The sequence below is a fragment of the Bradyrhizobium sp. P2_E8 genome (genome assembly GCF_056403875.1).
In genome coordinates, this window is sequence record NZ_JBFUES010000877.1 from 1 (window position 1) to 3,149 (window position 3,149).

Annotated in this window: 5 protein-coding genes; 2 read left to right on the plus strand and 3 right to left on the minus strand. The window is 64.2% G+C overall.

All coding sequences use genetic code 11. The annotated features are described in order from the left end of the window. Both AC1D00_RS33530 and AC1D00_RS33535 read left to right on the plus strand, forming a co-directional pair. The coding region (locus AC1D00_RS33530) for an HpcH/HpaI aldolase/citrate lyase family protein (protein WP_477013617.1) at positions 1–598 on the plus strand (598 nt) is incomplete at its 5' end. Between the two features lie 3 nt (positions 599–601). Continuing rightward, positions 602–1,261, plus strand: a complete 660-nt coding sequence (locus tag AC1D00_RS33535) for an HAD family hydrolase (protein WP_477013618.1) — start codon at positions 602–604, stop codon at positions 1,259–1,261. A 23-nt stretch (positions 1,262–1,284) separates the two neighbouring features. Here the strand turns inward: AC1D00_RS33535 and AC1D00_RS33540 are convergent, their stop codons facing one another. The 3 genes from AC1D00_RS33540 to AC1D00_RS33550 all read right to left on the minus strand — a co-directional run. After that, positions 1,285–1,704, minus strand: coding sequence for a hypothetical protein (locus tag AC1D00_RS33540; protein WP_477013619.1), 420 nt, complete (start codon positions 1,702–1,704; stop codon positions 1,285–1,287). 230 nt (positions 1,705–1,934) lie between these two features. Continuing rightward, positions 1,935–2,720 (minus strand): glycosyltransferase family 32 protein, encoded by a 786-nt coding sequence (locus AC1D00_RS33545; RefSeq protein ID WP_477013620.1) that lies wholly within the window; start codon positions 2,718–2,720, stop codon positions 1,935–1,937. A gap of 137 nt (positions 2,721–2,857) precedes the next feature. Beyond that, a partial coding sequence (locus AC1D00_RS33550) for a 3-isopropylmalate dehydratase small subunit (protein WP_477013621.1) occupies positions 2,858–3,149 on the minus strand: 292 nt, incomplete at its 5' end.

Sequence of the window (3,149 nt, forward strand, 5' to 3'; positions counted from 1 at the left end):
AGTTTCAAGCGTCGAAGATCTCGACACGATCGGCCGTCGCCTTGCCGAGCTCGGCGCGGCGCCGACCGTAAGAGTCTGGGCCATGATCGAGACCGCGCGCGCCGTGCTCCATGCCGAGGAGCTGGCCGCCGCCGGGCGCGATCCATCGAGGCGCCTCTCCGGTTTCGTGTTCGGGCCGAACGACATCTCGCGCGAGACGCGAATCCGGATGTTGCCCGGCCGCGCCGCGATGATCCCGATGATCACCCACTGCATCCTGGCGACGCGCGCCCACGGCCTCGAAATCCTCGACGGCCCCTACAGCGACATCAACAATTCCGACGGCTTTGCCACCGAATGCGCGCAGGGCCGCGACCTCGGCTTCGACGGCAAGACGCTGATCCATCCCTCGCAGATCGAAGCCTGCAACGCGATCTTCACGCCGCCGGAAGAGGAAGTCGCGCGCGCGCGAAAGATCATCGCGGCGTTCGAATTGCCGGAGAACGTCTCGCGCGGCGCGATCCGGCTGGATGGCGCGATGGTGGAGCGCCTGCACGCCGACATGGCGCGTCGCACGATCGAGATCGCAGACGCGATCGCCGCGATGAGCAAGGGCTGAGGTGTGTCCCCGGCCCGATCCGTCCTTCTGGATCTCGACGGAACGCTGATCGATTCGCGGCCGGGCATTGTCGCAAGCTGCACAGCCGCATTGCGTGTGCTCGGGCACGATCCAGGCAAGGCACCTGACATAGCGATCGGTCCGCCACTCGAAGACATCTTGCGGACGCTGCTGCAGGCATATGGCGACGACCGGATCGATGAAGCCGTCGTCGCCTATCGTCAGCACTACGGTGAAAGCGGCTTGCTCGGAAGCGAGCCCTATCCTGGAATCGGCGGAACACTCCAGGAATTGCGGCAAGCCGGATTGAGGATCTACCTCGCGACATCGAAGCGCGAAGTCTTCGCGCGACGGATCCTGGAGAACCTGAATTTGGCGGTGTATTTCGACGGCATCCACGGCTCGGTGCCGGGCGGCACGCTCGATCATAAGGCCGAGTTACTCGCCCATATCCTGTCTGAATACGGTATCGCCGCTTCGCACAGCCTCATGATCGGCGATCGCCGCCACGACATCGTCGGCGCTCATGCGGTCACGATGCGCGGGCTTGGCGTGCTCTGGGGATATGGCAGCCGGGATGAGCTGGAGGCGGCCGGCGCGGATCAATTGGTGGAGCGGCCAGCCGATCTCGCGCGCACGGCTCTATCGATGCTGAACGGATAGTCTTCGTCGCAATCCGAGCCGCGTCAACGCGGCGCGAGGTCGGCGCGATCGAGCGATTCCAGCGTCGCGGCATTGGCGCAGTAGCCGTGATAGTTCTCCGCGGCGGTGCCGTCGGCGAGATCGCGGTCGCATTCGCCCTTGTGATCGCAGAGCGAGCAGACCCGCTCCATGTCGCGGAGCAGCAGCGGCTGTGCGCGGCCGAGCCCTTCGGCGCTGATGCCGAGCTGCTCCAGCATCTTCGGCAGTTCATCTGCGGCGTGCTTGCCATGACGGACCAGCTCTTCGAGATCGTCGGGCGCGATCCTGAGATCGCTGGCGATCCGGTCGAAATCGGCGCGATCGAGCTGCCGCATCTCGTTCATCTCGCGGCGATGCTTCAGCCAGCTGGCAAAGGAGTCGATGAGATCCTGAACGATGGGATAAGGCCTGCTTGCGGTGCTCATGCGAGGCTCCGTTTGGGTCGTGGAATTGGAGCGAGATTAGGCACAATGGTGCAGGAGCGCGTTGCGCTGGATCAAATTGGGAAGGGGTCAAGGAATTGCTCTTGTGTCCCGGACGCGCTGCAGCGTGAAACGCTGCTGCGCAGAGCCGAGACCTATCTCGCTGCATCTCTGGGCCCCGGCTCAGCAGCGCACCGCTGAAGAGGCGCTGCGCCGCGTCCGGGGCACGCGACCTAGCCGAACCGCTCCGTCGCCCATGCATACAGGCTGCCCGGGATCGGCTTCTCGCCGCCGCGCCCCTTGGGCGAGATGTGCAGGCCGATGATCTCGGGGTCGGTGACGAGGCCGAGATAGCTCGAGGGATCGAAGAACAGCTTCGGCTCGGCGTGCACGGCGTAGAACGACTGCTTCGGCAGTGCGCGGCTCAGCTCGCCGGTGCGGCGCGCCAGTGCAGTCAGCGCCGCAGGTCCGAAGATCGCGACACGGATGTCCGAGAGGCGATTCGAGCCGCCGCGCAGGCGGCGCATCATGAAGGTGATGCGATGGCGCACTGACAGCCAGTTCGGCGTCAACTCCTCCTGCTCCATCAGCTCTTCGAAGGCGGCAACGATGCCGTGCCCGGGCGGCAGGTAGATCACGGAATTGCCAAGCTGGCGCGGCCGCTCCCAGGCGAAGTAGGGCTTTGCCGGATCGATCTCGACGGGCTTCAAGAGCAGCACGTCGGCGTCGAGCCAGAGGCCGAGGCCCTTCGCCATCAGCTTCATGCGGAAGAAGTCGCTGAACTGAAGCGTGGTCCAGTCGCGCCAGCTTCCGTCGGGCTGTGGCGGCCGCAATCGTTCGGAGAACGCGTGCGGCAGGATCGCTTCGGCATCCGCATTGCCGACGCCCGCAGGCAGGCCGGGAATGGTGTCAAAGCTGTAGACCGTGACCTTGTGGCCGGCAGCTAACTGCGAGCGCAGGCAGGTCTGGCGCAGGGCGTCCATCGGGCCGTGCCAGAAGGTGACGATGTCGGGCAGCATGGCCGGAAGCTTAGAGCATGATCCAGAAAAGTGTGCAGCGGTTTTCCGAAAAGATCATGCTCAAACAACAGGTGATAATCAGGACAAAGAAAAAGCCCCGGCGCTGTCAGCACCGGGGCTCGAACGAAAATCTGAGATCAGGCCCAGGCGCGTTCGCGCTTGAGCTTGTCCTCATAGGTGTCGATCGAGGCCTTCTTCTCCATCGTCAAGCCGATGTCGTCGAGGCCGTTGATCAGGCAGTGCTTGCGGAACGGGTCGATCTCGAACTTGACCTTGCCGCCGTCGGGGCCGCGGATTTCCTGGTTCGGCAGGTCGATCGTCAGCGTCGCGTTGGCGCCGCGCTCGGCGTCGTCGAACAGCTTGTCGAGGTCTTCTTGGGCAACGCGGATCGGTAGAATGCCGTTCTTGAAGCAGTTGTTGTAGAAGATG